The sequence below is a fragment of the Pseudodesulfovibrio sp. zrk46 genome (assembly GCF_012516435.1).
In the GTDB taxonomy this organism is placed as follows: Bacteria; Desulfobacterota; Desulfovibrionia; order Desulfovibrionales; family Desulfovibrionaceae; genus Pseudodesulfovibrio.
In genome coordinates, this window is the sequence record NZ_CP051216.1 from 2,528,068 (window position 1) to 2,553,383 (window position 25,316).

Genomic DNA, 25,316 nt, shown 5'->3' on the forward strand with positions numbered 1-25,316 from the left:
GCGTTACTCCACGCCTTTGTTTTTGAGGAATGCGCCGAGTTTTCTATCGGTGCCAAGGATATGGACCTTGAGCCAGTCTGCAAGAAAAGTGAGCAGGTCGATGGTGTCGGACATCTTCCAGTTTTCTCCAGCCTGTGCGAATTCTTGAGCACGATCCCGGAAAATCTTGTGCATGCCGGCGTGGGCTTCCTTGTCAGGATACGAGAGGGCTGCCATCAGCTCTTCTTCCTTATGAAAGTGCATTTCTGCATAGGCCCGCATCTCTGCCACAAGCAGGGTTAATGATTCGGTCTTGCCTTCTACTTCAGATGCATCAAAGGCCTTGTTGAGCATCTCTACGAGAACCTTGTGGTCATCGTCCAATTCTTTGACGTCAATGGCGTAGCTTTTATCCCATTCAAGCAGGGGCATAACGGATTCCTTGCGTGTTTTCGTTGTGTTGCACGATAGGGGAAAAAATGTGCATAGCCAATGGTTTTGTCGGTCTGGGAAAGTCCATGTGTAAGGGGAGGCAGACTGAAACGACTTGTGATAGGGTGCCTCCATGCATATGAGACGGTTATTCTTTTTGTTCGCGTTCCTGCTCCTGATGGCAGTTCCAGCCCGTGCTCTTGATGTTGAGGTCAAGGTCTCCAGTTTCAAGTTTGACATCGGGTTGCCTTATGCGCCCGAGAACCTGCTGGATGGCGATGTCGCAACGGCGTGGGTCGGTGGTGGTGTCGGTGGTGGCTCAGGGCAATGGATCGAGCTTTCCTTTGCCATTCCTACCCGTGTTCAGCGTATCGGTATCTTCAACGGACATCAGGGCGAGGGGCAATATGAAAAACACCGCCGTATTCGTTCCGGTCGGATTGTCTATCCGGACGGTAAGGAAATCCGCTTCTGGCTTCGAGATGAGCCGGGAGAACAGGTGGTGGAATGTGGAGGTCGACCGGCCAAATCCCTGCGAATTGTGGTGGATGAGGTGTTTCCCAAAGGCGACCTGACTTCCAAGACCAAGCTCGCTGTCTCGGAACTCAAGCTCTATCTCTCCCTCATGGCCAACCCCGATGATGTAGCCTCCGGCAATGTGGACACAGAGCCAGAGCAGGCCATGCCTCCGGTGGATCCTGACGCGATAGTACCGGAAGAGATTACGTCCCTGCTCAAGGAATTCTATGTGCGCCAGACCTCACTGGCGGATAACTATGCTGAACTCTTTGCTGAAGATGTGCGTGACCGGAATGACTTACGCTTTTTGCAGTTTCAAGAAATAATGCGACAACGTGGTACATATAAAATTTTGCGGACTGCAAAGGTTAACACAGAAGGTCTTGGTTTCGAATTAATTGAACAAGATGGCAGCTATGCCAGGGTGAGGGTGTTTGGAGCCTATCGAGTCCAAGTGGGAAATGTTGACAGGTCTTTTGAAGATGACTCCACATACGTTGTCAGAAAAACCGATGACGGTTGGAAGATTGTAGAGCTGGAAGGCGAAGAAGATCTTTTCTAATCAAATATCATGTAAATCAAGATATTACACAATCCAAATATCAATCAATTGGTCTGCGTAGATGCCCTCTGCGTCAGCCGGAATGGCGGCGAGTCCGTTGGCTTGGATCATGGTGCGAAGCAACCCTGACTTACCCAGAACAGGGTGGGCCAGCGGCGGTTCTTCATCGCGTTCTTCCAGACGGATGCGGATGTAGTCCTCGCGTCCCGGCTTGGAGGCAACGTTGCGGGCCAGGATCGCCTTGCGCATGGGGCGACGGGAAGGATCAAATGCTCTTGGATCGCCCTGAAGATGGCGAAGCAGTGGCAGAATGAGCACATGCATGACCACCAGTGCAGAGGTCACCTGACCGGGCAGTCCCATGACAGGCTTGTCGCCCACGCGCCCGAGAATGGTGGGTTTGCCAGGGCTGAGGGCCACGCCATGAGCGAGCAGGGAAGAGTCCGGCATGGCCTCGACGGTCTGGACTGTGAGGTCTCGCACACCAATGGAACTGCCGCCGGACAGCAGCACTATGTCGTTTTCTTCTATGGCCTTGGAGAGGGCGGCCTTCAGTGATTCAAGATCATCCTTGATGATACCGTAGCGGGTAGGGATGGCGCTCGCCTGTTTTACAAGGGTGGCGATGGTCTGGGAGTTCACGTCGCGCACCTGACCGGGGCGGGGTGTCTCGCCAACTTCAATAAGCTCATCACCTGTCGAAAGAATGCCCACGCGGGGGCGGCGGATTAATTTCAGTTCATCAAAGCCCAAAGCAGCGCAAAGCCCCACTTCCTGCGGCCGGATAACGGTCCCGGCGGGGAGGGCTACTTTGCCTTCGCGGGCGTCTTCGCCTCGTTGCATGACGTTTTCGCCCGGAGCCACGCTCTTGCGCATCTCAATGGTAGTGTCTCCCATTTCCTGCGTATGCTCGACCATGATAACCGCGTCTGCACCATCGGGCAGCAGCCCTCCGGTAGAGATGCGGGCACATTCACCGGGCGGCAGATCGATGTCGGGAATCTCTTCAATGGAGAGGGTGGACGTGCATTCCAGATAGCCGGGATTGGTCTCGGTGGAACCAAATACGTCACGGGCGTTCACGGCATAGCCGTCCATGCATGAGCGGTCTTGAAGCGGCCAGTCGTGTGCGGAGATGAGATCGCTGGCCAGCACTCGGCCAGAGGCGCGGGACAGGCCAACCGTCTCGGCTGATAGTTGCGGGAAGGATTTGAGGAGCGCTTCAAACTCGGCGCGACTGATGATGGTGAAAAATCCGTGGCTCATGGCATGGTCTCTCTATTTTTTACGAACGCTATAGCGCGTGTTTTGAATCGGCAAGAATTGGACTATTGGGGCGGGTTTGACACCATGGGGCATCCCTGCGCCCGAGACCGTGCTTATGTAGCGATATGTAGATCAGGGGCAGGAGATGGCAAAGAGCATCTCCTGCTGTGTATCAATCATATCGAGGCCGGTTTCTAGAGAAGCATCAACGGTTACTGCTCATGAAGCGGTGTTTTCCAGTTTGTTGTGACTGTGAGCGTAGTTGCTGATTTCCGTGTCCATGCTCTGGATGTGCTTGACGATCCAGTTGTTCAGGAATGCCAGTGCGTCACTGGGATCCACTCCCTCGGTCAACAGCTTCTTCTTGAATATTTGCACGTCGTTCTTCAAGCGTTCATGCACAACCATGTGTGCTTCTCTCTGGGGATAGCCTATCTGTTTCATGAACGCTTCTTCGTCGTCGAAATGGTATGAAGTGTAGCCAAGAAGTTCGTCGAACAGCGTGTCCAGAACTTCGTTGCCCATGCCATTGATCATAGCGTTCAGAAGACTGTTGCACATGGCGATCAGCTTTTTGTGCTGTGCGTCGATAGTCGGCAGATCTACCAGCATGTCTTCGTTCCAGTTGATCTGGGTCATGCTACTCCTCCTTTGCGAGAACTACCTCGGTGCCGATACCCGACTTGGTGAAGAGTTCCAGCAAAATGCAGTTTTCCACTCGGCCGTCGATGATGGCGGCCTTTTCGACTTCAGACACCACGGATTCGATGCAGCATTTGATCTTGGGGATCATGCCGCCTGTGATGACGCCGTTGTCGATGCAGCCGAATGCTTCCTTGTGGTCGAGGTGGGTGATGAGTTCGCCGTCCGCGTCCAGCAGGCCGGGAACGTCGGTGAGCAGGTAGAGGCGTTTGGCGTTGAGGGCGGAGGCCACGGCACCAGCCACGGAGTCTGCGTTGATATTGTATGTAACTCCATTGTCATCCACACCAACGGGTGCGATGACCGGGATGAAACCTTCTCCGGCCAGAGATTCAATCAGAGAGGTGTTGACGGTTTTGACTTCGCCGACCTTGCCCAGGTCGATGATCTCGGGCGGCGCATTCTTTTTTTCGATGGAAAGCTCTTTGGGCTCGGCCTTGATGAGCATGCCGTCCTTGCCTGACAGCCCGACAGCGTTGCCGCCGTTTAGGTTGATGAGGTTGACGATTTCCTTGTTTACCTTACCTACCAGCACCATCTCAACCACATCCATGGTGGCTTCGTCGGTGACACGGTAGCCCTGACGGAAATGGGACTCGATATTGAGCGCCTTGAGCATCTTGCCGATCTGCGGGCCGCCGCCGTGAACGATGACCGGATTCAGACCGATATACTTGAGGAGGATGACGTTGAGGGCGAAGGCGCGCTTCAGCTCTTCGTCGATCATGGCGTTGCCGCCGTATTTGATGACAATGGTCTTGCCGTAAAATTCGGTAATAAAAGGCAAAGTCTCGATGATGGACTTGGCCTGAAGCTGGAACCGCTTCATGTCCCGTTTGCTGATGGACTCTTTTCTCATGTGTAGGGCGCTCCTGAAAACTGGGCGTTTTGCGTGACTTTAGAACAATATTCTCCTCCAAAGGGGAGAGAGTGTCAATATTGGGTGTTGTCTCATCTATCATGAATCGGTAACATTCCCCGCAGTTTGTCAAATCAGCAGGGATGAAATATGCGCATCAGTTTTAACAGAATGGAATGGGCGGGGTCTGTGGGCGACCTCGGTACGTTGCTGCCGCTGGCTTTTGCCATGATCATGATCAACGGCCTTTCTCCTACCGGATTATTCCTGTCCATCGGCCTGCTGTACGTAGTGGGCGGCCTCTACTACCGTGTTCCCATCGCCGTACAGCCCATGAAAGTTGTGTCGGCCTATGCCATCGCTCAAGCACTTTCACCGGGAGTTATCACCGCATCAGGCCTGCTTATGGCTGCGTTCCTGCTCGTGCTTGGTACCACTGGGTTGGTGAATCATGTTGCCAAGATCGTTCCCAAGGCAGTCATTCGTGGCGTTCAGTTGACCACTGGCGTGCTCTTGCTGTCCAAGGGCGTGCAGATGGTGGTGGGGTCCAGTGGATTTCAGGCGATGCGCGGCAGTGTTGAGCCGTTCCTTGCTATCCAGTCCATTGGGCCGATTCCAATGAGCCTTGTCATTGGCGCGACATTTCTGCTCGTCACCATGTTTCTGCTCGGAAGCCGTCGCTATCCTGCCGGGCTGGTCGTCGTTGTCTGCGGTGCGCTGGCCGGAGCAGCGCTCGGCGCATGGCGCGAGTTGGCTACCCTGTCCCCGGGGCTTCATTTTCCAGAGTTCATGCCGTTCGGTATCCCCACTGGAGCAGATTTCTCCTTTGCGCTGCTGGCATTGGTCCTGCCGCAAGTACCCATGACAATGGGGAACGCCGTCATCGCCAACCGTGATCTGAGTTTTGAATATTTTGGTGAGGAGAGCCGCCGCGTCACAGACCGAAACCTCTGCCTGTCCATGGGATTTGCCAATGTCTTTGCCGCGCTGGTGGGTGGTATGCCCATCTGTCACGGAGCAGGGGGATTGGCTGCGCATTACCGTTTTGGAGCGCGCACCTGCGGTTCCAACATCATTATTGGTGTCGCATTTCTGCTCCTCGCACTTCTGCTTGGTTCCGGCTCGGTCAATGTACTTCATCTGTTGCCCATGGGCGTTCTCGGCGTGCTCCTTTTCTTTTCGGGCACACAGCTCGCATTGACAATTCTCGACGTAGAATCGCGTACCGACCTGTTTCTCATCGTCGCAATGCTTGGCATCACGCTGCCAACCAACCTCGCCTGGGCTTTTGGGGCGGGGATTGTGTTGCATCACATCTTCCGAAAGGGAAATGTGGTGGTGTAAAAGCAGACAGGTCGACTGAGGCAATAAAAAAAGGCCTGCTCCGCGATGGCGGGGCAGGCCGTTTCTTTTGCTGTAACGTCGGCTAGTCTTTGTAGATGATGGTGCCGACGTGTTCGCCGTTCAGTGCGGCGTGGAGATGTTCCGGGTGACGGAGTACGTCAATGATCTGGAACTGCTTGAGAGTCTTGGCGTTCTTGAGGAAGGTCAGGACTGGACGTTCGATAATCAAGTCTTCGAGGTCCATTTCGATCAGCTCCTCGACGTGGATCTTGTCGAAGAACTTCATGGTGTCGCGGTTGCCCTTCTTGGGATCGTTCTCATACATGCCCTTCTCATCCTTGAGGTAGATGAGGGACTTGGCGCCGATGTTTTCAGCAAGCAGGCAGGCGCCGGAGTCGGTGCGGTGCGGCGGGATGGAGCCGACTTCTGCCGGATGTTCGAACCAGCCGTAGGGCGGGATGCCGGTAGTGATGGGTAGGTAGCCCAACTGGCAGTACATGTGGAGCTGTTCCATATGTGCGCCGTGACCGATCATGGCGCCGCCATGTTTGGCCAGCAGCACGGAGAGCATTTCCGCGTTCTGGGCAGAGACCTTGTCTCCGAGCTTGGAGAGCACGCCGGTGGGCATGCCGAGGTCAACGCCGATATTGTAGACGTGACGGGCGCGAGTGCCGCCGCCGCACATGAGCAGAATCTTGTGCTCTTCCTTAGCCTTGACCAGTTCGTCAAGGATGGGGAACAGCGCCTTGGCGCCGCGGTCCATGATGGACTGGCCACCAATTTTCAGCACGTTAACGTCCGGCTGCATCCGGAAATATTCGTTCGCTTCAGTCCGTTTCAGCAGAGACTTGCCCACCAGAGATTCACCCATAAGCGGGGTGTCGATGTGGAGTCTGCCTTTTTCGTCCTGTTCTTTGACCAGCTTACCCATATTGTACTCCTTGTAGATGTCAGGATGATGTCGCAATTCAATATGATATTACCTTGTCTTACTCAAAAGACAAGTAGAGAGATAGTACCTTATAAATCGGCACGGTGTATGGAGTGTGAATCTGAGGAAAAAAAATCAGGATAAGAGATCGCAGGTCGAACTCCTATCCTGATTTTTCTTTATCTCGCAGTACGAGCTAGCACTTCTTCTTGCCTTCAGAACCCTTACCGTCGCGCTTCAGGTAAACGATCTCGGCGCCACTGATGGCTGCAAGCTCGTCGAGTTCGCACTTGCGGATACGTTTGACGTAAATCTTCATATCGCCACCCTGAACACCGACAACGCGGTAACGGGGGAGCTTCTGGCCTTCGTCAGCACGATTTCTTTCACGAACAAAAATCTTCATGTCTGCCTCCTGGCTTGTTGTGACTTACCGGATATTGGTCTACAATGAATATATATCCTCAAAGAACATATGGTCAAGAAGGACTTTTCAGAAATGTCAAAAAAAGTTGGCGGCTCCAAACCGCAAAGATACGTGCAACCCTCGCTGCTGATGGCGCTCAGTGACGGGGATTCTTATGGATATCAGCTGATTCAGGCTATCGGAGAGTATGGATTCCTGCGCGGTGATGCACCTCCCGGCATGATCTACCGTCATCTTCGCCAAATGGACGAAGAAGGGCTGGTGGAATCAAAATGGGATGCAGAGGGCGATGGCCCGGCCAAACGAATCTATGCCATCACCCCTGAAGGGCGTGAAATCCTGGAAGCGTGGATTATCCACATGGAGCGTCAGCGCGATACGCTGACTGCCTTTATTGAGCGGTACAGGGGACAGTAGCCTTTCTGTCGATCCCTTTGCCGAGCCCCTTGCCCTGCTTGGGCTTCTTGCGCTTGGAATGGGCGGGTTCCCAGATGCCGTATTCCACCAAACGAAGTTGCAAGGTCGGGTGCCCTGCCCAGAGTGATGGGCGGATCCATCCGGCATTGACGACCTGATCGCCCAGCAGAGGGACCAGCGGATCACGGTCCACAGAGACCACACGAATGCCCGCGTCCATGAGGTCACGAACGTGCATGGATTCGCCTAAGTCGCGAAGCCTACCGTATTCGATGAAACGACCGCACCAGCCGAATTTTGTCAGGCCAACGGCAGCGGTGGCACCGATGATGCCGTCATTGGTGCCGCCCAGGCCTTGCAGGCTGATGTTTCGTGCCGCGTACATCGCGTCTTTCTGGGTGACCTGCACACCAGTCACGGTCTTGCCGAACTCTATCAAGCCGTCGTCGATTTCAGACTCTTCCGCAATACACAGTCCCGGATCGCTGCCGGGTGCGCAGTGGCTCATGAGATGGGATACGGCTCGCTCAGTAAGCCACGAACGCATTTCGTTGGAGTCGACGTCGATAATGGCGCAGGCAGAGCTGTTGTTGGACGTGAACGGGATATCGCTCAGCCTCGGTAGCTGGTGGCGAATCACGCCGTGTACCCTGCATGTGTTGGGCAGGGAGTATATGAATTGGCGTACCAATCGGCCTGTGCCGATAGGGGCGTCCTTGTCATCTGTATCGTCAAATCCAATGTATATACGCATGCCAAACGAAATATGCTTGGTTCGACATATTGGCAACACGTATTTGCCTGCTCAAGGCTTGGCACCGTGGGATGATTTTTGGAAGCTTGAAAAAGAAGAAAGGCCTCATGGCGGTGATTGAGGCCTTTCGGGGGGAGTCCCGACATTGGATGCCGGGAAAATGTGTCCATATGAAGCCATAGCATCGAGAATTGCGCAATAGGGGAACGTCCTTTTGTTGCCCTAATGTTTGGGAAAAACTCCCAAATTGAGTTCGTGAAGGGGGGCGCACGCAGAATATGGTGCGGAAGGATGGTTAAATCCCAAAAAAAGTTATGCGAGCACGAGGCGATAGAGCATCCGCTCATAGCAGGATGTCACGGCCCGTGCAGCCTTGTCCGCAAAGCCCAGGGTACGCAGACGGCAGTACACATGGAGCGGATTGAGGCGATGCTGCAAATGGGAACGCAAGGTCATGACAACTCTCCTTGGCTGGGTCGTTTTTCCTTAGTTGCCCTTCTTATCGGCGTAAATGGGAGAGTGGATTAGGGGTGCTCGACGTTCTTGATGGAGAAGATGGCGAGATAGAGCAGGCCCAGCGAGCAGAGCAGGCCTCCGATGAAGACTGCATGCATGCCGAACAGTGCGTAGAGGCCCCCCATGATCATGGGAGCCAGCGTCTGTGCCAGCCGTAGAAGCAGGCCGTTGGCGGCCATGAATGCGCCTCGCTGCTCCATGGGAGCAATGGAGGTCAGCATGGTCATGACTGTGGGGATATTTAGTCCCTGAGCCAGACCGAAGCACATGACAGGCGGAATAACATGCCACAGGCCGGGGGCGTGCGGCATGAGCAGCATGGAGAGGGAATAGAAAATACCGGCTGCGATCAGCAGCGTGCGCTCTCCAAAACGGTGTGCCAGATTGCCCAATTGGAACGAGGCCACTCCGGTGAAGCCGGACGCGATCAGAAAGACCAGTCCGATGGATGCGGGAGAGGCATTGTAGTTCTTGTCCAGCAGGATGGGCAGATAGGTGACGATGGGGCCGTACAGCACGATGAAGGTGAGCAGCGTGGTGCAGAACAGGCTGAGCACCTGTCGATTCTTCATGCGCGCAAAGGCGTCGCGGAAATATTTCTTGAGGCTGCCCGATTGTTTTGGTTCCGGCGTTTCCATGGAGAGCATGATGGTCAGGCCAAGTGGAATCGCCAGCAGCGGCAGTATGAAGGGCCAGTTCCAGCCGAGCATGGCGAGGACGCCGCCCAGCGCCGGAAAGGCTGCCGTCCCCATGGAGAGAACGCTGGCGTTGTACCCCATGGCCTGTCCTCGTTCGCGCCCTTGGTAGAGGTCGCCGATGAGGGTGCCGTATAATACGCCCAATGGACCGGCCCCTACGCCTTGCAGGAAACGCAGGACAAGCAGTTGCTGCATGGTTTCAGCAAAGAAGCAGGCAAAGCCGAAGATGCCGAAGATGAAGAGCGCTGGGACCAGGATCACCTTGCGTCCGATGCGGTCGGCCAGAATTCCCACCAAAGGGGAAACCAGCACACCGGGCAGGGTGAAGATGGAAATGACCAGCCCGATCTCGACCGGGGTCATGTGCAGGCCGTCCATGATATCCGGCAGGGCCGGGATAATGCTGGACACGCCAAGGATCGCCACCAGCGTTATGCCGAAGACGTACTGAAGATTCCTGTCGAGATATATTTTGCGCAAAACAGCTTCCGGTTAGATTGCGGCGTCGAGAAGCATGTTGTCGCGGTGAACAGCCTCGTCAAAGTCGATGGAACCAACCAGTGCGGCCAGTTCTGCGGTGCGTTTGCCCTTGACCTTCTCAAGTTCGGCCGAGGAAAAGTTGCACATACCCACGCCCAGTTCGTCACCATCCTGAGTGCGGATGAAGACCAAGGAGTCTCGGTCGAAACGGCCTTCCACAGCGCTGATGCCGATGGGCAGCAGGGACTTGCCTTGTGTCAGAAGGGCATTGGCCGCACCCTTGTCCACCAGAATGGAGCCGGACGGATTGTCGTGGTAAGCGAGCCAGAATTTCTTGCTTGAGACGGTCTTGCATTCGGGCAGGACCAGTGAACCGCCGTTTTCGCCTTCCAGTGCCTTGATCAGGTCAAACTCTCCCTTGCCGGAGACAATGAGAGTAGGAACGCCGAGCTGAGCCGCACGGCGCGCGGCACGTAGCTTGGAGTACATGCCGCCGGTGCCCACGTTGGTCTTGCCGTCGCACATGGCTTCGAGGTCCATGCAGGCAATGTCTTCAATGACCGGAATGGACTTGGCGTCAGGGTGGGTCTCGGGGTTCTTGTCGAACACGCCATCCGCACTGGTGAGGTTCACGAACAGGTCGGCGCCGATCAGCCCGAGGCACATGGCGCCGAGGGTGTCGTTGTCGCCGAATTCCAACTCGCGCGTGGATACGGTGTCATTCTCATTGATAATGGGTATGACGCCCCATTCAAGGAGACGCTCCATGGTGTTGCGCGCGTTCAAAAAGCGTTCGCGTTGCTTGAGGCCGCTACGGGTCAGCAGCATTTGTGCGGTGGCCTTGCCATGTTTGGCAAAGGCTTCATCGTAGTCGTGCATGAGTCGTCCCTGACCGATGGCCGAAGCCGCCTGTCGGGATGCCATGTCTTTATATTCTTTTCGACACTGCTTGAGGCGCTCGCAGATGCGCTGCCGTCCGGCAGCCACGGCGCCGGAGGAGACCAGCACCACGTCAATACCGCGGTCGCTCAGTGCGGAAAGCTGGGTGGCCAGTCGTTCGATGGCCTCGGGATCGAGCCCTTCGCCAGTGGTCAGCACGGCGCTGCCCACCTTGACTACCATCCGCCGCACATTATTCAGCAGGTTGTCTCTATTGATGTCGGTACGCGTCATGGGGCGCACCCTACACCCACACCCCTTGCAGTGGCAAGAAAGGACTTGGGCTTCTCGGCATGTAAAGAAAAATAAATGAAAGTATGTTCATATATAAAGATTCGATACATTGTGTCGATATAGACATAGTGCCTATTTAATGCTGCCCGGTTCGATCAAAGCTCATCACTTTCGGAGATACTATGGTCAATCCAATTGATTCCAACACGAATACCTTTGTCTACGCCACATCACAGAAGAGCAAAAGCACTCAGTCTTCTTCAGCTACAGCACCGTATACGGGCGATGTGGTGGATATCAGTGATAAGGCCATGAAGCTCTTGGAGGGAATTCCCGAAGGAATGCGGGCCGATTCCAAGAATATGGAGATGGTCCGAGCCAGCCAGCAACGCGAGGCCGCCGAGTCCGAGCCTGTATCTGCATGGAAGCTCGCCATGGGGGGGCGCGAGGGCAAGGTCACCCTTGAGAACGGCAATGTCCAGACCGTCTCCATCAAGGACGGTAACCTGGAGGTCATGGAGTACCGCAACGGAAAATTGATTAAGTCCGTCACCGGGACACTCTCGGAAAGCGGGGCGTCACTGGATACCGAATTTTATGACGCATCCGGCAAGATCACTCAGTCCATTCATACAGACATTACAGAATTGCAGGGCAAGGACGGTTGGACGTCCGCCAACATGAGCCGTTCGGTCAAATGGTTCGACGGCGGCAAATTGACCGGGGAAATGCAGGACAACATGCTGCTGGACTCTTGGGACAGCGTGAACGGCGGTGCTTCCGTGGACCAAAAGATGGCCAAGGTAGAATCCTTGGTGGAGCAGGGCAGCGCCTCGGTCAGCAGCAATGTGGAAGACCTTTCCAAGATTCTGACCACGGAAAAGCATCTGGCCACCTATTACGCCAACGTGAAAGAGTATGGCGAGAACGGCAAACTGTCGCGCAATATCACTCTGGAGCATGAGGGAAAATACGTTCATGCGTCCAATCGCGACTGGAATCGTAAACTGGCTGGCATGGACGAGCGTAGCACCAAAGAGTTGGCGCACGACACCGGCATGATCATGGAAGTGCGGGACTACGATTCCAACGGCGATCTGCTTCGCGAGGCCCGGTTCTCGGACGACCAGCAGGATGGCACTGGCCCCAAGGGAGGCAAGCAGGAGCAGTCCATGTCTGTGTCCTGGTACAGCAAGGGCGAACTGGTCAAGCGGAGCCACGGTTCAATGACGCTTGAGGAGACCGCGACTGCCGGGCTGCATAACCGGCCTGGATTCCTGGAAACCATGGGGTTGAGCACGGAGCAGTATCTGGGTAAGGATCCTGACAATCCGCAATCCGCCATGGACTTGATGACCGCCAATACCGTGGAGGCTGCGTCCGAAGCGGACTTTTTCACCGAGGCCATAGTCAAGCATGTGGGTTCCAATGACTACAGCACCGTGGAAGACATTGCCGCAAACGGTAGCCCAGAGCAGCCATATTCCATCAACTGGACCGATGAGCTCTACAAGGATGGAGAGTTGGTGATGCGTCAGGAAGACAGAGAAGAGGCGCGGAAGACTGACTTTTATCACAAGGAAAAGGAACTCGAATTCCACACCGGGCGGGCATTAACCGAAAATGATGCTCCTTCAGTGATACGCAAGACCAGCCATGAGCGTGAAGTGTTTGAGAACGGAGACGTGACGTCTCACCAGTTCTTCGAAGCCCGGGAATCCGTTGAGGTACGCATGGGAGCGGCAGACAAACTCATCACCAACTCTGTCATGGTCGATGACAAGGATACTACCGCCATAAAGAGCGACGGCGGCCTGGAAACGGTGGATGCCATTCCCAATGCCGCCGCTGCGGGTATGTCTAATGAAATCGAGCTGACGTTGGATGCTTTTTACGACACCTTTGGTTCAATGAACGCAGAGGATATGTCCAAAAGGGCCAAGCAGCAGGTGAGTCTGGATTACATTTCCTCTGGTGAGGCAGCTCCATCCTCGTTCTCGCCCTCATCGCACTGGGTGTCCAGCAGAGCGAGTTGACGCCACATCTCGTCAAGCAGTTCGTCCACGCCTTCGCCTGTCAGGGCAGAGATGAAGAAAACCTTCTCGCCGGACTCGGCCACTTTGGCCTTGAGGTCGGCGAGTTCTTCTTCTGAAAGCGTGTCGATCTTGTTGATGGTCTTGATCTGAGTGCGATCACCCAGTTCCGGGCTGTATTGACGCAGTTCCTCGGTGAGCATGTCAAAGCCGCCCACCGGATCCTCGCGGTCGAGGTCTTCCACGGACAGCAGGTGAACGAGGAAACGGGTGCGTTCTACGTGCTTGAGGAACTGGATGCCGAGCCCCTTGCCCTCGTGGGCGCCTTCGATGAGGCCGGGGATGTCAGCAATAACCATGCGGTTGTAATTTTCGTCTTCGATGACGCCGAGGTTCGGAACGAGCGTGGTGAAGTGGTACGCTGCGATCTTGGGCTTGGCGGCCGAGACTTTGGAAATAAAGGTGGACTTGCCTGCACTGGGCAGTCCGAGCAGGCCGACATCGGCCAGAATCTTCAGTTCAAGGCGAAGGCGTTTCTCTTCGCTCGGGAAACCGGGTTCGGCGTAGCGGGGGGTGCGGTTGGTGGACGTCTTGAAGTGCAGGTTGCCGCGTCCGCCCTTGCCGCCTTCACAGATGACGATTTCGGTACCGTCTTCAACGAGGTCGGCGATGAGCTTTTCTTCGACGAATTCGCCGTCTTCATCTTCGATGATTTCGTAGATGAGCGTGCCTACCGGAAGATCCACATAGAGATCGGGGGCTGCCTTTCCATAGCGGTCACGGCCCATGCCGCCTTCGCCGTTCTTGGCGAGGTAATGCCGCTGCAGGCGGAAGTCGTAAAGGGACATCAGCCGGTTGGTGCCACGGAAGATCACGTCGCCACCCTTGCCGCCGTCACCGCCGTCAGGGCCGCCCTTGGGCAGGTTGGCTTCGCGTCTGAGGCTGGCGCAGCCATTGCCGCCTTTGCCTGAGCGCACCTTGATGATCGCTTCATCTACAAAACGCATTATTATTCTCCAAGCGGGGAAAACCCGCAGTCAGCAAAGCACAAAAACGGGCAGGGGATACGCTAATAAGCGTCCCCTGCCCGGAGAAATTACTTTCTTGCTGAAGCTTAGGCTTCTGCCGGAAGTACGTGCACGCGGGTCTTGGCGACCTTGTTGCGGGTGTACTTCTCGAACTTGACGACGCCGTCGCGCAGAGCAAAGAGGGTGTAATCTTTACCGGTGCCGACGCCTTCGCCTGCGTGGAAACTGGAGCCAACCTGGCGAACGAGAATGTTGCCTGCTACGACTTCCTGACCACCGAAGCGCTTAACGCCACGCCTTTGACCGGCACTATCGCGACCGTTTCTGGAACTACCGCCAGCTTTTTTATGAGCCATTGTATCCTCCCTTCAGGCGACTAAGCCGTGATGGATTTGACTTTGATAGAAGTATAGTCCTGACGGTGACCCTGCGTCTTGCGGGCATCTTTCTTGGGCAGCTTGTGGAAGACCACAATCTTCTTGCCACGAGAATGACCCAGAACTTCACACTCAACCTTGGCACCGTCCACGTAGGGTGCGCCAATTTTGGTGTCGCCGTCCTTTTCCACCAGGAGAACGGAATCGATGCTCAGCTTGTCGCCGGCTTCGCCCTTAAGCAAATCTACTTTGAGTTCAAGACCTTCTTCTACGCGGTACTGCTTCCCGCCGGTCTCGATGATAGCAAACATAGTGAAAACCTCCAGTTCGTAAGAGGAGGCAAACTATCCGCAGTGTGTGCGGAAGTCAAGCCCCTCGGGGTGTTTTTTTATTATTTTGCAGGCAACAAAAAACTCTGCTATGCATTCGCGCAAACGGGGGATACGCCATGCAACGCTTTTTGTTAACGATTTTTGTTTTATCGCTTTTTGCTGCCTACGGTTGCGCCGGACATTCAAGTCAACATACTAATCATAGAGGGCTGATTACCATGTGTCAGTCGCTACCGTGCGGGAGTGAAGTAGTCGGAAATGACATGATAGTCAACTTCGAAATTGAAGAAATGCCGGATCATGAGTTTGTTCTGACCGGGACAATGACTCCCAGAGGTGTCCCTCTGGGCACTCCGGTCTCTTTTGCCCAGCTTGAATTTTCCTTGACGCGTGATGTCACGATCTCCGATACGTACTCGGTTCCCATTGTGAGCAAGGACATGCGTATGCCCTTGCGCTTCAAGCATCACTTCACGCCCAGCGGCGGCTTTGACGGGGTGATGTTCAATTGGGACGTGCACTACGCCAAGTAGCTACTGCATGGCCCTTGCCAGTACCAATACATCCACCTGAGCGGCTCCGGCGCGCCTGAGGGTGATGGTACATTCGCGCAGGGTTGCGCCAGTGGTGTAAACGTCGTCCACCACCAGTACTGATTTTCTCGATATCATTTCAGGGTCGGCCCGAAAGGCGTCTTTGATGTTGGTTTGTCGTTCGACCATGCCCAGCCTTGTTTGTGGCTGGGTGTGGCGGGTGCGGACCAGTGCGTCGTGTGCGATGGGGCGGTTCATCTTTTTGGACAGCCTGCGGCAAAGCTCTGCGCTCTGGTTGAATCCGCGCCAAAGCAGTCGTTTGGTGTGCAGTGGAACCGGGACGATGAGATCGGGCGTTTCGCCGCCACCTTCTATAAATGAGTTATACGCCAACTCCGCCAGCAAATGGGTGTGCCCGACGCCGGAGTGAAATTTGTAGCCAAGGATGAGATCTCGCAGCGTGCCTGCGTAGATATTATGGAAATGGAAGTTGTCCCACGGCTCGCGGGTGTGGCGGCAGTCGCTGCACAGGGTGGGAGGTGAGTCTTCCTCGCCGAAGATCTCGCCGCATCCGGGGCAGTAGCCGCCGGAACGGGGGGCCAGTGAATCTGCGCATTCCGGACAGAGGTGGTCAGTTGAGGTGTCTGTCAGGCGCGAACAGACAGGGCAACGGCCTGCTACAAATCCGGCCCGGCAGGCCAATCGATGCAGCAGGCGGAACATGGATTAGGAAACCTCGGTCCAGGCCTGTCTGCCGTAATCAATGATGCGCTGCTCGAACTCGACGTTCTGTTCCATGTCTCCCTTCTGGTCGATGCCACGGAAAACAAGCAGCTCAGCAAGTTCCATATTGAAGTTCTGCACGAAGTACTTGAGCGTGAGCCGTGAGCCTTCAAAGAGTTTGTCGCCGGAAGGCTGTCCGGCCACGAGCAGGGCATGGGCCGGGCGTTTGGGCAGTCCTGCCACCCACGGTTCGCCGTCAAGCCGCGCACGCCAGAATTGCTGGCCGCGATCGATCCATGTCTTGAGCATTGATGGCAAGTGATAGAAGTAGATGGGTGATGCTATGAAGGCGGTTTTGGCCGTAAAGAAGGGAGCATAGAGTTTCCACGCCTGATCCTTATGGCCCAGTACGCAACGATCCTGTTCTTGCTTGTCTGACGCCTTGTCGCAGAAGCCACAAGCCAGACAGTGGCGCACATCGAAATCTCGTACGTTCAGAATCATGGCTTCGCCGCCAGCTTCTTCCACGCCCTGCTTGAGCAGGTGGGCGACGCGGTCCGAGTTGCCTCCCTTGCGATGACTGCCTGCGTAGATGACGGCGTCCATGTTTACTCCTTGTCGTAAAGCGGCTTTTTGCGCGTCATGCGCGCTGCCACGTGATCTTCCCGGTCCTCGAACTCAAAGTTCCAGTCCGGGAAGATGTGTTCTTCGTGGCGCACCTGATCTGCGGCCTTGGTTGAAACCAGAGCCTCGATGGTGTCACTCTTGGCGAAACGGAGATACCAACCTACCTCCAGTCCCACGCCTCAACACTTGTCGCGAATGTCGACTTTGACGGGTTCGCTCATGCTAGAACTCGCTGAAGAATGGGTTGTGGTTCATTTCATCGCCCACCGAGGTTTCAGGGCCGTGTCCAGACAGGAGCAGGGTCTCGGGCGGCAGGGTGAAGATGTGCTGCTTGACGGAGTTCTTGAGCATGTCCAGATCGCCGCCGGGGAAGTCGGTGCGTCCGATGGAGCGGTAGAAGATCAGGTCGCCTACAAAGGCTGCCTTGGCTTCCGCAAAATAATAGGTGTAGCTGCCCGAAGAGTGGCCCGGCGTGTGAAATACATTGCATGCAAAGCCGGCAAAGGAGTGCTCGCCGGTTGCGATAGTCTGTGGGGTGTATTCCTCGACAGGAGGAAGGCCAAAGGTTCCGCCGCCACCCAGTTCGCTTTCCAGCAGGTAGAGGTCTTCCTCACTACAGATGATCGGGGCACCGGTTGCTTCGGACAGTACTTTGTTGCCGTAAGTGTGGTCAAAGTGCAGGTGCGTGTTCAGGATGTGAGTGAGCTTCAGGTTGTTGTCGCTCAGGTAGTTGAGCACTGCTGCGGGGTCACCGCCCGGGTCCACGGCTACGGCCTGGTCGCTGCCGGCGAGGACGTAACAATTGGTCTGGAGTGGGCCGAGGGGAAAAGTCTTGATTTCCATTAGAGTTCCTCCAACAGGAGTTCGGAAAGAGGTTTGCGTTTTGAGCTGCCTTTCTGGTCGGGATGGCCAAGGGCGATGACCGCCTGGAGTTCGTATTTCCCGGTGTCCAATCCCAGTGCGCCGAGGGTGCGGGCCTGATCGTTGATGATCTCACCCAGCCAGACCGCGCCGAGTCCCAGGGCGTGTGTCGCCAGAAGCATATTCTGGATGCAGGCTCCGGCGCCCTGATGGTCTTTGATTTCGCTGTACATGGCGTCGCGTTCCAGCATCACGCAGATGCATGCGGCGGAGGCGCGAACGATGTGGGCGTATTTGGTGCAGTCCTGCAATTTATCATGGCGTGGATCGTCTTGATTTACTACCAAAAAACGCCACGGCTGGTTATTGAGGCCGCTAGGTGCCCATTGTCCTGCTTCGAGAATAGCGGTGATGTCCTCTTTGGATACCGGCTCGTCCGTGTATTTGCGGATGGAGCGGCGTTCGAACATCGCTTGAAAGACGGGGTTGTCGTTGTGGTGCATAATTGTATACTCCTTGTAATGGAACCATGTATTTAGCTCAGGCTGGCACTACGGGCAAGTGATCTGTGACCTTTGAGGTTTGAGCGGCGTATATCTTTATTGCAGATGAGTCGCCCCGTAAGGGGAATGGAAAGGGAATGGACGAAAGATACGAAACAGAGATAATCCGGGATGTGTTGCAGGGAAATATGCAACGCTTTGAGAAGCTGGTGCGCGAGTACCAGGGTCCGGTGTTCAACCTCATGTTCCGTACCGTAAACGATGATAATGTCGCCGCCGATCTCGCTCAGGAGACTTTCTTCAAGGCGTATTCCCGGTTGGAGACATTTGATACGACAAAGCGTTTTTTCCCTTGGCTTTATTCCATAGGGCTGAACGTGGCTCGCGATCACCTCCGCAGCCGGGGACGCGATTTTCACGTGTATATGGAGAATCCTTCCGTCATGTATCGAGACGATGGCGTAAGGGATGAGCAGACAATGGTTGAAGAACGTCTCGATGGCGGGAAAATGCTGGAGTTTATCCAGCAGATGGCCCCCAAATACCGTGAGGCGCTCCTGTTGCGTTTCAAACACGGTCTCTCCATGAAGGAGATAGGCGAGGCGCTGGACATCACGGTGAGTGGTGCAAAGATGCGTGTCAGCCGGGGGCTGGATATAGTACGAGAAGAATTCGGGGAGGTGTCGGATGCCTCATAGACATAATGGTGATCCGCTGGATGCCAACATAATGGAACAGATCAGGAACATGCCGGAAAGGCCTGTCCCGGCCGATTTCTCGGCGCGGGTCATGTCTGGCCTGCAGCCGAAGAAGCCGTCTGCATGGATGCGCTTCAAGCTGTGGCTGACAAAGCCCAGATCGTTCACATTCACGCCGCTTCAGGCAGCGCCAGCTCTGGCATGCGCGTTGGTCCTTCTGGTGTTTGGTTTTTACCAGATGCAAGGGCCTTCCCCTGAGAACGGCGTTCGTCTGACCTCTGTTCGTTTTGTCATGGATGATGCGGGCAAGCAGGCAACATCGGTATCTGTCATTGGTTCCTTCAATGATTGGAAGACGGAAGAGTCTTCCATGTGGTATGATCAGAAAAATGGCAAGTGGGTGCTGGAGGCCAAGTTGCCTCCGGGCGACCATGAGTATGTTTTCCTGGTGGATGGCAACAGGCTGGTGCCTGATCCGCAGGCAGCCATGACCCGGGATGACGGTTTCGGTAACAAGAATTCCATTCTTTTCGTTAATGGGGACCATGAACAGCACATTTAAACCCTTTCTATTTTCCCTTTGCGTCAGCATCACGCTGCTGATCTCATTGCCTTGTCTGGCTGGTGAACTGGACGAAATGGCTGCTCGCGCCCGCAATTGCGGGGTCTCCGAAGCCGCCGTGTCTCAGGCTGAAAGTCTGAGCGCATCCACTTCGCCTGACGCTGCGGCATCGGTTTTGTCACCGTTGCTGAACTGTTGCGTGGACCAGCTTCCCATTACTCCTCTTGAAACCAAATTGGCCGAGGGTGTCGCCAAGCGCGTTCCCCCGGCAGTCATTGCCCGTGCCTTGCAAAAGCAATTGGACAGTTATCGCTTTGCCCGAGAGTTGCTGCTGACTACCGCAGGAACTTCTGACGGCGTTGCTCTAGAGATTGTGGGCAACGGTGTGGCAGAGGGGGTAGCTCGTTCCAGCTTTTCCGATTTCGTCGCGACCTACCGGGATCGTCCTGGGCCTCTGTTTGAAGCAGGATTGACTATGGTCTCCTTACAGGGACAAGCCGGGTTCGATTACGCTTTGACGCGTCGTATTCTGGACCGTGGATTTGCCAGCGGCTCATTGACCACTGAGTGGAAATATTTCGTCCGGGTGATCTTGGAGGCTCGTAAGCATTCCATTGAAGATCAGGCTGTTACGGATGCAGCTGTCGCGGTTTTGGATGAAGGTGGTCCGGTTTCCGACGTACTTCCCGCCCTTGGCTTTACCGGTCGCAATCTTGGCGGCGCCGGACTCGAAAAATAGTTTTCTTTATTTGTGACCGTCCGGCTCGCCGGGCGGTATATGTTTTAAGGACAGCGACTTTGCTAGCAACCCATGGGAGTCCTTTCGTGAAAAGACAATTCGTGCTGATTTTGGCACTGGTGCTTGCCTTCGCCCTCGCAGGGTGCGTGAGCGGTGGCAACATGTATTCCTCTGTAATGGGGCAGTACTATTTGAAACAGCGTGACTACAAAGACGGCGTCAAAGTCTTTGAGGAGCGTTTGAAACAGGATCCGCAGGACCATACGGCGTCCTACTACGTCGGACGTTACTATTTGGCCCTGAATAAGCCGGATGAGGCCATGCCTTACTTGAAAAAGGCGGCAGAACTTGATCCGCAGAACGCTGAATACCAGTTCTGGATTGGCGTTGGTTATTGGGCCAAGTTTGAGTTCGACAAGGAGAAGGAAGCCTACGAAAAAACGTTGGCTCTGGACCCGGATCACATCTCCGCCAACCTGTATCTCGGCCATGGCTATACGGACGGGAAGCAGTGGGAGAAGGCCTTGGAAAAATATGACAAGGTCATCAAGCTGGATAAATACAACCCCGAGGCCCTCTACAACCGGGCCGTAGCCCTGGGAGGGCTGGGGAGAGACAAAGAGGAAATCGCGGCGCTGAAGAAGTTTCTCAAATACTACCCGGATGGCAGCTTGGCCATGCGGGCGGCCCTCAGGCTCAATCTGCAGGGAGACTTTTCATACCGCAATTTCATAATCGGAAAACGTAACGTCACCTTGAGAACGATGGCGTTCAAACCCGGGACGAACGATCTGGAGCAGGAAAGCAAGGAATCGCTTCATGTCATCTCTGCGATGATGAAGGAAAAAGAGGAACTTGCACTGCACGTGGTTGCTTACAAAGACGGCGATGCTGCTGCCGCCAAGGCCAGGGCCAAGGCTGTGAGAGACTATATCCTCGCAGGAAACCCCGGATTCGATCCCAAAAGGCTGCCTCTGAGTTGGTTCGGGACTGCCGAGATTGTCGAGAAAAAGGATAAGACCTTTACCTTGGACGACTCGGTCACGTTTATCACTGTAGTCCGATAGGCTCCTACAAGAGGATGAAGTTATGAAAAAGTATTTACAAATGATCCTTACCGGCCTGGTTTGCATGGCCTTGATCGTGGCTCTTGCCGCTCCGTCGGCATATGCCCAGACTGAGACCGATGATACCGGTACCACCGGTACGGAAACAACTGACACCGGTACTGCGGAAGGCGATACCGGAACAGATGACGGTGCTGGCACTGACGACGGCGCTGGTACTGAGACTGACGGCGAAACCGGTGATGAGACCGCTGACGCTCCTTCCTTCTCCAATCCCGCACAGGCCGCCAAGGCTGAAGCGTTGGCAGAAGCTGTAGCAGCTGCTGCTGCAGAAGATGTCGGTGAAGTATCCGAAGCTGCAGATGAAGAAGGCGCGGCAACTGCCACTGAAGAAGAAGCCGAGTCCTCCATCGCCGAAGCTGCGGGCCTGAGCGTGGCTGATATTGCCTCCATGCGCGAACAGGGCATGGGTTGGGGCGAGATCGCTCACGAGCTTGGCGTTCACCCCAGCACCCTGGGTCTTGGTCACAGGAATAAGAATGCTGTAAGCACCAACAGCAAGGGAGCCGGACAGGAGAAGGCTTCTGCAAAGTCCGCCAGCAAGGCCGGTAAGACGACTGGACGCTCTGCTACTGCTTCCAGCAAGGCCACCTCTCGCGACGTCAAGAGCGGCGTCTCCAAGACTCCTGGCGTGGCTGGTGGTACCGGCAGCAAGGCCGTTGGTTTGAGCCGTGCTTCCTCCAGTGCCAAGAGTGGTGCCAAGGGCTCCAACTCTGCCAGCAGTTCCTCCGCTTCCGGCGGCCGTGGTAATTCCGGCGGCAAGGGCGGTTCCGGTGGAAACGCCGGTGGTAATGGCAAGGGCGGTGGAAATGGTAAGGGCGGCGGCAACGGTAAGAGCTAGCTGACTGCTTAAAAAAGAATGAACAGAGAGGGACTCGCTGAGGCGGGTCCCTTTTTTATGTGATAATCTTTCTTGATATCTTCCCAAGCAAGACTGGCCTGACTATAATGTGAGTATGACTGACACCACCAGTACCGATATAATGGGGGAAGTCTATCTGCAGATCAGCCCCAACATATTGGAGAGCTTTCCGAAGTTCCATCCGCCGGTGGATTTGTATCATTTTGATACTTCTCTGGCTCAGGTGAAGAAGCTTCACAAAGCCGAAGTGCGCATGGGCAAGGAGAAGCGGGCGCAGATAGTAGACATGGCGGACAACGGTAAGCTGTTCTTGTTACGCGATGACTATCGTGTCTATGCGCGGCACTTGAGTAAAAAGCTCGGCCTGCTGCTGGTGGAAGAGGACTTCAAGCCGCAGGAAGTGGCTGAAATCTTTTTTCTTGCCTTTCGTGATCGGATGGAAGTCTTTCTTGAGCAGCCTACTGAGGTTTCGCTCAAGGGGATGCTCAAGGATTTATCTATCCTTTGTGAATACTTGTGGGCCGACCCCGGCAGGGTGGAATTCCTCACCCGTTCTCTGAACAAAGAGTATGGCTTGGCAGTTCATGCCGTGAACACCATGTTTATCGGGTTGGCCCTATACACCATGGTAACGCGAGGTCGTATGAACAAGGACAACTTGTTCAACCTCGGGCTCGGTCTCATCATGCATGACATGGGTATGGTCAATGTCCCTCCGTTTATCAGGGAGAAGGAGCAGTTCCTCGTCAGATCGGATCGTGAATCCATCGAGAATCATATTGAATCCGGGGTGGCCAAGCTCAAGCGGCTGGGAATCAATGCTCCCATCGTTGTTCAGTGCCTGAAGGAACATCACGAGCGTGTGGATGGTTCTGGCTATCCTGCGCGTCTGAAGGGTACTGCTATCTCCATCGCCGGTAAGATAACGGCACTGGCCGATTCCTATTCCGCCATGGTCAGCCATAGGCCTTACCATGACCCCAAAGGCAACGCGGATGCTGCTCTGCTGTTGGCTAATGACACCAAGAAGTATGATCAGGCCATGGCAAAATTGCTGGCTATTCTGATTCTCGATGGAGGGAAGTTGCGGGAGGTCGTTGCTGCCGCGAATAGAGAGGATGAAGAGAGTTAATCTATACCGTGTCGTTTCATGCCGATCTTGCGGAAGATGAGGGCAACACAAATCACGGCTACGAGCGCAAGGCTTCCGGGCAGAAACCAATCCGGTTTCGTGTCACTCGGGACGAACCATTTGGTAAAGATGGATTTTTTACGCGCTTCGTCGATGTTGTTCCAGCCTGCAATCAGGGTGGTGAGTAATTCCTTTTCCCCTTCGCCCACGGCGATTCTGAGCGTGTTGGTGTACAGAGTCTCCACACTGCTGAATTCATTCATAATACCGTACTTTCGCAGATAATAGATAGCTGTCGGTTGATCAGAGGCGAACAGCACGATTTTGTCCTCTAATGCTGCTCTTAGCGTGTCTGTGGTTGCAGCGAACAGGATGAGAGGCTGAGCCGGACGGTTGTTTTGCATGTAGTGCTCTGCATAGCCACCTTTGACAACACCCATGGGATATTGAGTCGCGTCCTTGTAGGACGTTCCTTTTTTCAAATAGATAACAGTGGCGAGTTCCATGATGGCAGGGCCGAAATCCAGAAACTTGTCTCGATCCTTGTTGAAGAATAGGCCGCCATGGACATCGGCTTCACCTCTTTCAACCAACTCCAGTGTCTCCTGCCACGATACGAGCTTGAACTGAATGTTGATATTGTTGACCACGCCAAAGGTGCGCCACATATCAATGAGGTATCCTTTGGGCTCGCCTTGTTCATCAAGGAAGGAGAAAGGCGGGTAGGTATTGCTGTGGGCAACGATGATAGTGCGATCGGAAGGAGGCGCACTCATCACATCAATGGGCGTGCAGAGCACAAACGCTAACAATAGCGCATGTAAAAATAGGGCAAGGCGAGACATAATTGCACATTATCCCTAAGTGGGAAGATGCACAATAGCGTTATAGTTGAATGTATCCGCCAGCCGCCGAACGCTCGGGGTCTTCGAATCGAGCCATGGCCGTTAGCATGGGTTTGAACCCGAAACGCTCGTAGAATCCTTCTTTGCCCGGTACGGACCAGAGGACCGTGTTGGCCGTTCCGAGTCTCTCCAACATCGCTTCCATCATCCGCTTGCCAAGGTGATGTCCTTGATATTCCGGTAACATGCAAAGGTCATAGATAACAGAGTGAAGTGTGCCGTCTGACAGGGCACGGGCGAGGCCGATCAGTTTGTCGCCGTCCCACGCAAAGCAGACAAGGGAACTCCCCTTGAAGGTCTGTTCCAGCAGATCGGGCTGTCGAGTTCCCAGAGGTGCCTTCTCAAAGATTTGGCATGCCTCTTCCCAATCCACTCCATCCGTATCGAAACGTAGTTCAATGGACATGGTTATCTCGTTGTCCACCAAGAGCGCATGCGGACGATTTCCTTGTTGTCGGAAGTCCGGGTCAGTGAGTGGAGCATGGTGTTATAGTCGTTGTCATCGTCGGTCTGAGAACATGCAGCAACGTATTCATCGCCGGCGCGGGATTCGGTGCGGAACTGGATGTCCAGTCCCATGCAGCGTTTGGCGGCGAACCAGTCCTGAGGCACGGCTTCCAAACAGAACTCAACGTATTTGACGTTATTCACGTGGTCGTTGATGTCCATGTCTGAGCGTCGGGCCGTGAGAGACACGTCGTGGTCTCCGGCTTTCAGGCGGGGTACGGCCTTGGTGGGGAACGTCAGTGCACGGTCTCGTTCCGGGATAAAACGGCCGTCCAGAACTGTATCTGGCGGATCAGCCCTGTGGGTTTCCTTGTTGAGAGTCACCCACGAGGTGGTTGCGCGGCCCATGGGGCCCTTGTCGTCATGAATGAGAAAATCGCGCATGGCGGTCAGGCGCTCATTGGCCGAGGGCCATGTGTGAATTGACAGGGTAGTGCCGTATCCAGGCAGCCTGTCAGTCATGATGTGCAGCCGGGCCAGAACCCAGAAGTGGCCGCTCTGCTCCAAGTCGGCGTAGCCGAAGCCGAGACTGTCTGCATGGGCAGAGGCTATGTCCTGTAACTGGTTGCAAATGGCAGCGATGAAAACACTTTGGTCGGTGAGGAGTTCGTAAGAGCGGATGCCATACCGCTGTTCAAACACCAGTTCGGAATAGTTGGTCATGCAACTGCTTTAATGGACTTGCTCCGAGGTGTAAAGGCTCGATCT

32 protein-coding genes are annotated in these 25,316 nt (G+C 54.8%); 11 read left to right on the forward strand and 21 right to left on the reverse strand.

What is annotated here, in order from left to right:
* Positions 1-3 precede the first annotated feature (3 nt).
* The gene (locus HFN16_RS11475) at positions 4-411 is read right to left on the reverse strand and encodes a bacteriohemerythrin (RefSeq protein WP_168890880.1); all 408 of its coding nucleotides are present in this window, start codon (positions 409-411) and stop codon (positions 4-6) included.
* A gap of 133 nt (positions 412-544) precedes the next feature.
* On the opposite strand from HFN16_RS11475, the gene HFN16_RS11480 reads away from it, so the two are divergent.
* Complete coding sequence (locus HFN16_RS11480; RefSeq protein ID WP_168890881.1) at positions 545-1,492, forward strand: discoidin domain-containing protein; 948 nt, start codon at positions 545-547, stop codon at positions 1,490-1,492.
* Positions 1,493-1,516: 24 nt separating this feature from the next.
* On the opposite strand, the gene glp is transcribed toward HFN16_RS11480, so the two are convergent.
* The 3 genes from glp to argB form a co-directional block, all read right to left on the reverse strand.
* Positions 1,517-2,758 carry a gephyrin-like molybdotransferase Glp gene (gene glp, locus HFN16_RS11485; RefSeq protein ID WP_168890882.1) on the reverse strand — a complete coding sequence of 414 codons (1,242 nt, stop codon included), beginning with the start codon at positions 2,756-2,758 and terminating at the stop codon, positions 1,517-1,519.
* Between the two features lie 219 nt (positions 2,759-2,977).
* Positions 2,978-3,397, reverse strand: coding sequence for a bacteriohemerythrin (locus HFN16_RS11490; protein WP_168890883.1), 420 nt, complete (start codon positions 3,395-3,397; stop codon positions 2,978-2,980).
* A gap of 1 nt (position 3,398) precedes the next feature.
* On the reverse strand, positions 3,399-4,319 hold the full coding sequence (gene argB, locus HFN16_RS11495; RefSeq protein ID WP_168890884.1) for an acetylglutamate kinase: 921 nt from the start codon (positions 4,317-4,319) through the stop codon (positions 3,399-3,401).
* A 150-nt stretch (positions 4,320-4,469) separates the two neighbouring features.
* Here argB and HFN16_RS11500 point away from each other — a divergent pair, with 150 nt between their 5' ends.
* Positions 4,470-5,663 carry a putative sulfate/molybdate transporter gene (locus tag HFN16_RS11500; protein ID WP_168890885.1) on the forward strand — a complete coding sequence of 398 codons (1,194 nt, stop codon included), beginning with the start codon at positions 4,470-4,472 and terminating at the stop codon, positions 5,661-5,663.
* Between the two features lie 82 nt (positions 5,664-5,745).
* On the opposite strand, the gene HFN16_RS11505 is transcribed toward HFN16_RS11500, so the two are convergent.
* Entirely contained in the window at positions 5,746-6,594 is an 849-nt protein-coding gene (locus HFN16_RS11505; RefSeq protein ID WP_168890886.1) for a uridine kinase, read from the reverse strand.
* A gap of 196 nt (positions 6,595-6,790) precedes the next feature.
* A complete protein-coding gene (locus HFN16_RS11510) occupies positions 6,791-7,000 on the reverse strand; it encodes a hypothetical protein (RefSeq protein ID WP_168890887.1) in 210 nt (69 codons plus the stop codon).
* 93 nt (positions 7,001-7,093) lie between these two features.
* Here HFN16_RS11510 and HFN16_RS11515 point away from each other — a divergent pair, with 93 nt between their 5' ends.
* Positions 7,094-7,438 (forward strand): helix-turn-helix transcriptional regulator, encoded by a 345-nt coding sequence (locus tag HFN16_RS11515; protein ID WP_168890888.1) that lies wholly within the window; start codon positions 7,094-7,096, stop codon positions 7,436-7,438.
* Here the strand turns inward: HFN16_RS11515 and HFN16_RS11520 are convergent.
* The 4 genes from HFN16_RS11520 to proB all read right to left on the reverse strand — a co-directional run bounded on the left by HFN16_RS11520 (position 7,413) and on the right by proB (position 11,059).
* Positions 7,413-8,192, reverse strand: a complete 780-nt coding sequence (locus HFN16_RS11520; RefSeq protein WP_247648319.1) for a hypothetical protein — start codon at positions 8,190-8,192, stop codon at positions 7,413-7,415. The two genes, HFN16_RS11515 and HFN16_RS11520, sit on opposite strands and share 26 nt — an antisense overlap.
* A gap of 312 nt (positions 8,193-8,504) precedes the next feature.
* A complete protein-coding gene (locus tag HFN16_RS11525) occupies positions 8,505-8,648 on the reverse strand; it encodes a hypothetical protein (RefSeq protein WP_168890889.1) in 144 nt (47 codons plus the stop codon).
* A gap of 68 nt (positions 8,649-8,716) precedes the next feature.
* Positions 8,717-9,886, reverse strand: coding sequence for an MFS transporter (locus HFN16_RS11530; RefSeq protein WP_168890890.1), 1,170 nt, complete (start codon positions 9,884-9,886; stop codon positions 8,717-8,719).
* A gap of 12 nt (positions 9,887-9,898) precedes the next feature.
* Complete coding sequence (gene proB, locus HFN16_RS11535) at positions 9,899-11,059, reverse strand: glutamate 5-kinase (RefSeq protein WP_168890891.1); 1,161 nt, start codon at positions 11,057-11,059, stop codon at positions 9,899-9,901.
* Positions 11,060-11,241: 182 nt separating this feature from the next.
* Here proB and HFN16_RS11540 point away from each other — a divergent pair, with 182 nt between their 5' ends.
* Entirely contained in the window at positions 11,242-13,095 is a 1,854-nt protein-coding gene (locus tag HFN16_RS11540; RefSeq protein ID WP_168890892.1) for a hypothetical protein, read from the forward strand.
* On the opposite strand, the gene obgE is transcribed toward HFN16_RS11540, so the two are convergent.
* The 3 genes from obgE to rplU all read right to left on the reverse strand — a co-directional run bounded on the left by obgE (position 13,020) and on the right by rplU (position 14,808).
* On the reverse strand, positions 13,020-14,099 hold the full coding sequence (gene obgE, locus HFN16_RS11545) for a GTPase ObgE (protein WP_168890893.1): 1,080 nt from the start codon (positions 14,097-14,099) through the stop codon (positions 13,020-13,022). The two genes, HFN16_RS11540 and obgE, sit on opposite strands and share 76 nt — an antisense overlap.
* Before the next feature lie 107 nt (positions 14,100-14,206).
* Positions 14,207-14,476 (reverse strand): 50S ribosomal protein L27, encoded by a 270-nt coding sequence (rpmA, locus tag HFN16_RS11550; protein WP_168890894.1) that lies wholly within the window; start codon positions 14,474-14,476, stop codon positions 14,207-14,209.
* 20 nt (positions 14,477-14,496) lie between these two features.
* Complete coding sequence (rplU, locus tag HFN16_RS11555) at positions 14,497-14,808, reverse strand: 50S ribosomal protein L21 (protein WP_168890895.1); 312 nt, start codon at positions 14,806-14,808, stop codon at positions 14,497-14,499.
* A 284-nt stretch (positions 14,809-15,092) separates the two neighbouring features.
* Here rplU and HFN16_RS11560 point away from each other — a divergent pair, with 284 nt between their 5' ends.
* Positions 15,093-15,362 (forward strand): hypothetical protein, encoded by a 270-nt coding sequence (locus tag HFN16_RS11560; RefSeq protein WP_168890896.1) that lies wholly within the window; start codon positions 15,093-15,095, stop codon positions 15,360-15,362.
* Here the strand turns inward: HFN16_RS11560 and HFN16_RS11565 are convergent, their stop codons facing one another.
* Genes HFN16_RS11565 through HFN16_RS11585 form a run of 5 tightly spaced genes read right to left on the reverse strand, consistent with a single transcriptional unit; the run spans position 15,363 to position 18,076 of the window.
* On the reverse strand, positions 15,363-16,085 hold the full coding sequence (locus tag HFN16_RS11565) for a ComF family protein (RefSeq protein ID WP_168890897.1): 723 nt from the start codon (positions 16,083-16,085) through the stop codon (positions 15,363-15,365). It abuts the gene before it with no gap.
* Between the two features lie 3 nt (positions 16,086-16,088).
* Positions 16,089-16,691, reverse strand: a complete 603-nt coding sequence (locus HFN16_RS11570; protein ID WP_168890898.1) for a flavodoxin family protein — start codon at positions 16,689-16,691, stop codon at positions 16,089-16,091.
* A gap of 2 nt (positions 16,692-16,693) precedes the next feature.
* Positions 16,694-16,888, reverse strand: a complete 195-nt coding sequence (locus HFN16_RS11575; protein ID WP_168890899.1) for a hypothetical protein — start codon at positions 16,886-16,888, stop codon at positions 16,694-16,696.
* A 46-nt stretch (positions 16,889-16,934) separates the two neighbouring features.
* Positions 16,935-17,555, reverse strand: coding sequence for an MBL fold metallo-hydrolase (locus HFN16_RS11580; protein ID WP_168890900.1), 621 nt, complete (start codon positions 17,553-17,555; stop codon positions 16,935-16,937).
* On the reverse strand, positions 17,555-18,076 hold the full coding sequence (locus HFN16_RS11585; RefSeq protein ID WP_168890901.1) for a nitroreductase: 522 nt from the start codon (positions 18,074-18,076) through the stop codon (positions 17,555-17,557). Before HFN16_RS11585 ends, HFN16_RS11580 begins: the two co-directional genes overlap by 1 nt.
* Positions 18,077-18,213: 137 nt before the next feature.
* Here HFN16_RS11585 and HFN16_RS11590 point away from each other — a divergent pair, with 137 nt between their 5' ends.
* From HFN16_RS11590 to HFN16_RS11615, 6 genes are all read left to right on the forward strand, one after another.
* Entirely contained in the window at positions 18,214-18,774 is a 561-nt protein-coding gene (locus HFN16_RS11590) for a sigma-70 family RNA polymerase sigma factor (RefSeq protein ID WP_168890902.1), read from the forward strand.
* The gene (locus HFN16_RS11595; RefSeq protein WP_168890903.1) at positions 18,764-19,336 is read left to right on the forward strand and encodes a glycogen-binding domain-containing protein; all 573 of its coding nucleotides are present in this window, start codon (positions 18,764-18,766) and stop codon (positions 19,334-19,336) included. The genes HFN16_RS11590 and HFN16_RS11595 overlap by 11 nt, the downstream gene beginning before the upstream one ends.
* A complete protein-coding gene (locus HFN16_RS11600; protein ID WP_168890904.1) occupies positions 19,320-20,075 on the forward strand; it encodes a hypothetical protein in 756 nt (251 codons plus the stop codon). Before HFN16_RS11595 ends, HFN16_RS11600 begins: the two co-directional genes overlap by 17 nt.
* An 86-nt stretch (positions 20,076-20,161) precedes the next feature.
* Positions 20,162-21,142 carry a tetratricopeptide repeat protein gene (locus HFN16_RS11605; RefSeq protein WP_247648320.1) on the forward strand — a complete coding sequence of 327 codons (981 nt, stop codon included), beginning with the start codon at positions 20,162-20,164 and terminating at the stop codon, positions 21,140-21,142.
* A gap of 22 nt (positions 21,143-21,164) precedes the next feature.
* Positions 21,165-22,043: a helix-turn-helix domain-containing protein gene (locus HFN16_RS11610; RefSeq protein WP_168890905.1), complete on the forward strand. Its 879-nt coding sequence runs from the start codon at positions 21,165-21,167 to the stop codon at positions 22,041-22,043.
* Positions 22,044-22,158: 115 nt separating this feature from the next.
* Positions 22,159-23,196 (forward strand): HD domain-containing phosphohydrolase, encoded by a 1,038-nt coding sequence (locus tag HFN16_RS11615; RefSeq protein WP_168892346.1) that lies wholly within the window; start codon positions 22,159-22,161, stop codon positions 23,194-23,196.
* On the opposite strand, the gene HFN16_RS11620 is transcribed toward HFN16_RS11615, so the two are convergent.
* The 3 genes from HFN16_RS11620 to HFN16_RS11630 are packed head-to-tail and all read right to left on the reverse strand — an operon-like array spanning position 23,193 to position 25,271.
* Positions 23,193-24,041, reverse strand: coding sequence for a transporter substrate-binding domain-containing protein (locus HFN16_RS11620; RefSeq protein WP_168890906.1), 849 nt, complete (start codon positions 24,039-24,041; stop codon positions 23,193-23,195). The genes HFN16_RS11615 and HFN16_RS11620 overlap by 4 nt on opposite strands.
* Positions 24,042-24,081: 40 nt before the next feature.
* Positions 24,082-24,507 (reverse strand): GNAT family N-acetyltransferase, encoded by a 426-nt coding sequence (locus HFN16_RS11625; protein WP_168890907.1) that lies wholly within the window; start codon positions 24,505-24,507, stop codon positions 24,082-24,084.
* Positions 24,508-24,509: 2 nt separating this feature from the next.
* The gene (locus HFN16_RS11630) at positions 24,510-25,271 is read right to left on the reverse strand and encodes an acyl-ACP thioesterase domain-containing protein (protein WP_168890908.1); all 762 of its coding nucleotides are present in this window, start codon (positions 25,269-25,271) and stop codon (positions 24,510-24,512) included.
* Positions 25,272-25,316 lie beyond the last annotated feature (45 nt).

Coding starts and splice junctions, on each gene's coding strand:
- HFN16_RS11630 (WP_168890908.1), bottom strand. CDS start 25,271: ATGACCAACTATTCCGAACTGGTGTTTGAACAGCGGTATGGCATCCGC.
- HFN16_RS11565 (WP_168890897.1), bottom strand. CDS start 16,085: ATGTTCCGCCTGCTGCATCGATTGGCCTGCCGGGCCGGATTTGTAGCA.
- HFN16_RS11525 (WP_168890889.1), bottom strand. CDS start 8,648: ATGACCTTGCGTTCCCATTTGCAGCATCGCCTCAATCCGCTCCATGTG.
- HFN16_RS11610 (WP_168890905.1), top strand. CDS start 21,165: ATGAAAAAGTATTTACAAATGATCCTTACCGGCCTGGTTTGCATGGCC.
- rplU (WP_168890895.1), bottom strand. CDS start 14,808: ATGTTTGCTATCATCGAGACCGGCGGGAAGCAGTACCGCGTAGAAGAA.
- HFN16_RS11505 (WP_168890886.1), bottom strand. CDS start 6,594: ATGGGTAAGCTGGTCAAAGAACAGGACGAAAAAGGCAGACTCCACATC.
- HFN16_RS11560 (WP_168890896.1), top strand. CDS start 15,093: ATGATAGTCAACTTCGAAATTGAAGAAATGCCGGATCATGAGTTTGTT.
- obgE (WP_168890893.1), bottom strand. CDS start 14,099: ATGCGTTTTGTAGATGAAGCGATCATCAAGGTGCGCTCAGGCAAAGGC.
- HFN16_RS11515 (WP_168890888.1), top strand. CDS start 7,094: ATGTCAAAAAAAGTTGGCGGCTCCAAACCGCAAAGATACGTGCAACCC.
- HFN16_RS11540 (WP_168890892.1), top strand. CDS start 11,242: ATGGTCAATCCAATTGATTCCAACACGAATACCTTTGTCTACGCCACA.
- HFN16_RS11480 (WP_168890881.1), top strand. CDS start 545: ATGCATATGAGACGGTTATTCTTTTTGTTCGCGTTCCTGCTCCTGATG.
- glp (WP_168890882.1), bottom strand. CDS start 2,758: ATGAGCCACGGATTTTTCACCATCATCAGTCGCGCCGAGTTTGAAGCG.
- HFN16_RS11500 (WP_168890885.1), top strand. CDS start 4,470: ATGCGCATCAGTTTTAACAGAATGGAATGGGCGGGGTCTGTGGGCGAC.
- HFN16_RS11625 (WP_168890907.1), bottom strand. CDS start 24,507: ATGTCCATTGAACTACGTTTCGATACGGATGGAGTGGATTGGGAAGAG.
- HFN16_RS11615 (WP_168892346.1), top strand. CDS start 22,159: ATGACTGACACCACCAGTACCGATATAATGGGGGAAGTCTATCTGCAG.
- HFN16_RS11585 (WP_168890901.1), bottom strand. CDS start 18,076: ATGCACCACAACGACAACCCCGTCTTTCAAGCGATGTTCGAACGCCGC.
- proB (WP_168890891.1), bottom strand. CDS start 11,059: ATGACGCGTACCGACATCAATAGAGACAACCTGCTGAATAATGTGCGG.
- rpmA (WP_168890894.1), bottom strand. CDS start 14,476: ATGGCTCATAAAAAAGCTGGCGGTAGTTCCAGAAACGGTCGCGATAGT.
- HFN16_RS11490 (WP_168890883.1), bottom strand. CDS start 3,397: ATGACCCAGATCAACTGGAACGAAGACATGCTGGTAGATCTGCCGACT.
- argB (WP_168890884.1), bottom strand. CDS start 4,319: ATGAGAAAAGAGTCCATCAGCAAACGGGACATGAAGCGGTTCCAGCTT.
- HFN16_RS11580 (WP_168890900.1), bottom strand. CDS start 17,555: ATGGAAATCAAGACTTTTCCCCTCGGCCCACTCCAGACCAATTGTTAC.
- HFN16_RS11600 (WP_168890904.1), top strand. CDS start 19,320: ATGAACAGCACATTTAAACCCTTTCTATTTTCCCTTTGCGTCAGCATC.
- HFN16_RS11570 (WP_168890898.1), bottom strand. CDS start 16,691: ATGGACGCCGTCATCTACGCAGGCAGTCATCGCAAGGGAGGCAACTCG.
- HFN16_RS11510 (WP_168890887.1), bottom strand. CDS start 7,000: ATGAAGATTTTTGTTCGTGAAAGAAATCGTGCTGACGAAGGCCAGAAG.
- HFN16_RS11595 (WP_168890903.1), top strand. CDS start 18,764: ATGCCTCATAGACATAATGGTGATCCGCTGGATGCCAACATAATGGAA.
- HFN16_RS11520 (WP_247648319.1), bottom strand. CDS start 8,192: ATGCGTATATACATTGGATTTGACGATACAGATGACAAGGACGCCCCT.
- HFN16_RS11475 (WP_168890880.1), bottom strand. CDS start 411: ATGCCCCTGCTTGAATGGGATAAAAGCTACGCCATTGACGTCAAAGAA.
- HFN16_RS11620 (WP_168890906.1), bottom strand. CDS start 24,041: ATGTCTCGCCTTGCCCTATTTTTACATGCGCTATTGTTAGCGTTTGTG.
- HFN16_RS11590 (WP_168890902.1), top strand. CDS start 18,214: ATGGACGAAAGATACGAAACAGAGATAATCCGGGATGTGTTGCAGGGA.